Below are 2,786 nucleotides of genomic sequence, written 5' to 3'. Positions count from 1 at the left end.
CGTTTCAGCTTCGAGAAGTGTGGGTTGCGTGCGATGAGCAATGTCCCGTCGAACATGTCGAGGGCTTCCTGACCCCGCGGTATCGCGCTGAGCACTGGCCCGAAGAACGCCACACCGTCTACGCCTGCATCTCATCGGTGCGCAGAGCCCGACCGGCCTCCTGCAGGGCGGTCTCGAACCAACGGGGCTGCCCAAGCTTCAGTTGACTCCTGACCTGTGAGGACCTGGTCCTCGCTGGAAGGATCAGCATCGTGCCCAAGCCGTTCCCGTTGGAGTTCCGGCGCGACGTGATCGCGGCCGCCCATCAGGGCGACCAATCGATCGCCGCTGTCGCGCGGAACCTCGGGATCTCCGAGTTCTGCCTGTCGCGGTGGCTGCGCATCGCCGACCGCGAGGACAGCATCAGCACCGGTTCCACCCAGACACCCCCGAAGCGCTGAAGGCGAGCTGGAGGGCGTCAGGCGCCACGTGTGCGAGACGGCGGCGCCATCCTGGACGTGTTCGACCGCCCGGTGATCGACTGCGCGTATCCGCGGCGTCCAGCGCCCCGGCAACCAGCCGATGGCTTACTCGTCGTCGGGATCGGGGCCGAGCTCGGCTGCGTACTCACGCATGGCTTCGTCGTCGAAGTCGTAGGGGGCCAGCTCCGGCTCGGGGGTGACGTGTTCGGAGTCGAAGGGCTCTGAGTAGGCCAGCAGATCGGCGAGGAACCCCTTGGCGTGGTCAAGCAGAGCCCGGTCGTCACTCCAGATGCCGAACTCTAGGCTGCGCCGGGAGTTGTACGTGAAATTGGCGCTGCCGAGCCACAGCCGCCGCGGTTCGAAGAACCAGAACGTCACGGGATAGCCGGACGGGTGGTCGTCACGCTCCCAGATCACGCCGAGGAGCAGCATCTTGGCGTGGACGTACGGGGGCACGCCGCCACCGGAGCGCTTGCTGACCCCGGCGACCCGCACGGACTCGAAGACCTGACCCCGAGGGGCGTCGGTCGGGCCGAGCACAGCTGGCTGGCCATTGACCCGGGGCGCCATCCACTCGAACGAGGGGAGCGAGTCGAGTAGAAACCCCCGGCCCTGCTGTTGAAGTCGGACTGCCTCCCGGTCCGGGGGCGAGTGGGGCTTGTTGATGACGATGCACACGTCATCGAACCGAAGAAGCCTGCTGGCCACAGCATCATCGGTCAGCCATGGCACGCAACCGAGGACCGCCGGCGTCCGTCTCATCGGTGCCCAGCGGTCGGATCTGAGAAAGTCGTCGAGACCCGATACGACGTCAGCGAGCACCTCGCCGCCGAAGGAGACCGAGTAGCGGTCCTCGGGGCCCCAGGGATTTGAGCGCCCGCTCCAGGCCTTGAAGATCGGGTGTCCGCCGACGTCGTTGCTCACAAGGCCGGACCGTAACGCCGCCCCGCTCGTGAGAGGTTGGCTTCGGCTCAGGTGGTCGGCGATTGGCCGAGCTGGTACAGCGCGAGGTCGACATGCCTGGCAGACCAGAGGTGGGAGGCGTCAGCAAGAAGAAGCTGGGCGAAAGAGGTTGGGGATGGCCTGGTATCTAGATCGCATGCCCCGACCAGGACAAACCGCGCTGGTACTGCCGGTCCCCGCCGCTGACCCGCTGCTGGCAGCGGTCGCAGCCCGATACCCCGACGCGGTCCGCGAGGGCCTCCCCGCACATCTGACGGTGCTGTATCCGTTCGTGCCGGCCGACGAGCTGGACGCGTCAGTGATGCAGGCATGTGCCCAGATCGTGCGCGGAATCGCACCGATCACCGTGCGCTTCACCCGTTGCCAGGTACGACCTGAGTTGATCTACCTGCCCCCAGAGCCTGCCGACCAGGTACAACGGCTTCTCGAGGAGGTCTGGGCAAGGTGGCCTGCCCTCCTCCCCTACGGCGGGAAGTACGCGGACGCCTCGGCCCACGTGAGCGTTGCTCTTGGTGCCCAGGCAGTGGACCAGGACGCGATCGTGAGCCTGGTCGAACCGCTGCTGCCGATCACGACGCAGCTCTCGGAACTGCATGTGGCAGCCCTCGGTGAGGACGGTTGGGGAATCCGCAGCCGACTCCCCTTCGGCGGCCGATGAGGTCAGCGCTCTGCAGCAGTTCGGTCCTCGACGGGAGCAATGCGACGTTCGGCGAACGCCCGCGAGACTGACTCCAGCCACGTGGCTTCGCCCTGCAGGTCGTCATGGGAGGGGCTGGCAGGGGTGATGCCGCCGCCGCGGCCAGCGCCACTGGTGTAGCGCCCTAGCGCGACCGCCAGGTCCGCTGCCTCGATCGCAGCGACCAGTGCCTCGCCGTCCAATCCCAGGGCGACCCCCCGGTCTCGGTGAGCAGCGGTGTCGGCGTCACGGCGGTACGGGTTGAGGATCAGCGCCCCGTCCCGCACCTCGACGACTCGGCGGTACAGGCGCAACCGCATGTCGCGCCGCGGCACCTGTCCTTCCACGCCCTGCGGGGACGTCAACGCGATCTGAGGCATCGCGTTGTAGAACGCCTTCCACAACGGTTCCAGCCCCTCATAGACACGGCGCAGATTCCACCACTCGGCAAGCCGATCGATGCGACGACCGACCGTGGGGATGGACAGGCCGATCACAATGACCAGGACCGACAGAGCCGGCAGACCGACGGACAACGTGCAGACGAGGCTGGAGAACGTGTGAGTGCCCGGAACTCGGCCGACGACCGTGACCTGCGGGTTCGACACCCACCACGGCTCGGCATGATCGCCTGGTGGCGCTCCGACTGACGTACCTGATCGTGTCCCGGCTGCTGGGCTGGCTGG

The 2,786-nt window shown here is 67.1% G+C and carries 3 protein-coding genes and 2 pseudogenes; 2 read left to right on the top strand and 3 right to left on the bottom strand.

Annotated features, from left to right (window positions below):
- Positions 1–122: pseudogene (locus tag JWR81_RS29545) on the bottom strand (disulfide bond formation protein DsbA); the annotation flags it as partial.
- 129 nt (positions 123–251) lie between these two features.
- Here JWR81_RS29545 and JWR81_RS29540 point away from each other — a divergent pair.
- Positions 252–398 (top strand): annotated as a pseudogene (locus tag JWR81_RS29540) (transposase); the annotation flags it as partial.
- Positions 399–566: 168 nt separating this feature from the next.
- Here JWR81_RS29540 and JWR81_RS29535 read toward each other — a convergent pair.
- On the bottom strand, positions 567–1,385 hold the full coding sequence (locus tag JWR81_RS29535) for a hypothetical protein (protein WP_297660259.1): 819 nt from the start codon (positions 1,383–1,385) through the stop codon (positions 567–569).
- A 154-nt stretch (positions 1,386–1,539) separates the two neighbouring features.
- Between JWR81_RS29535 and JWR81_RS29530 the strand changes: the two genes are divergently transcribed.
- Positions 1,540–2,082, top strand: a complete 543-nt coding sequence (locus tag JWR81_RS29530; protein ID WP_367278884.1) for a 2'-5' RNA ligase family protein — start codon at positions 1,540–1,542, stop codon at positions 2,080–2,082.
- A 2-nt stretch (positions 2,083–2,084) separates the two neighbouring features.
- Here the strand turns inward: JWR81_RS29530 and JWR81_RS29525 are convergent, their stop codons facing one another.
- Positions 2,085–2,708 carry an MAB_1171c family putative transporter gene (locus JWR81_RS29525; protein WP_297660253.1) on the bottom strand — a complete coding sequence of 208 codons (624 nt, stop codon included), beginning with the start codon at positions 2,706–2,708 and terminating at the stop codon, positions 2,085–2,087.
- Positions 2,709–2,786 lie beyond the last annotated feature (78 nt).

The sequence above is a fragment of the Pseudonocardia sp. genome, assembly GCF_025965585.1.
Taxonomy (GTDB): Bacteria; Actinomycetota; Actinomycetes; order Mycobacteriales; family Pseudonocardiaceae; genus Pseudonocardia.
Note: the sequence above shows the minus strand (reverse complement) of the source record. Positions and strands in the feature narration are given on the sequence as shown.

Coding starts and splice junctions, on each gene's coding strand:
- JWR81_RS29530 (WP_367278884.1), top strand. CDS start 1,540: ATGGCCTGGTATCTAGATCGCATGCCCCGACCAGGACAAACCGCGCTG.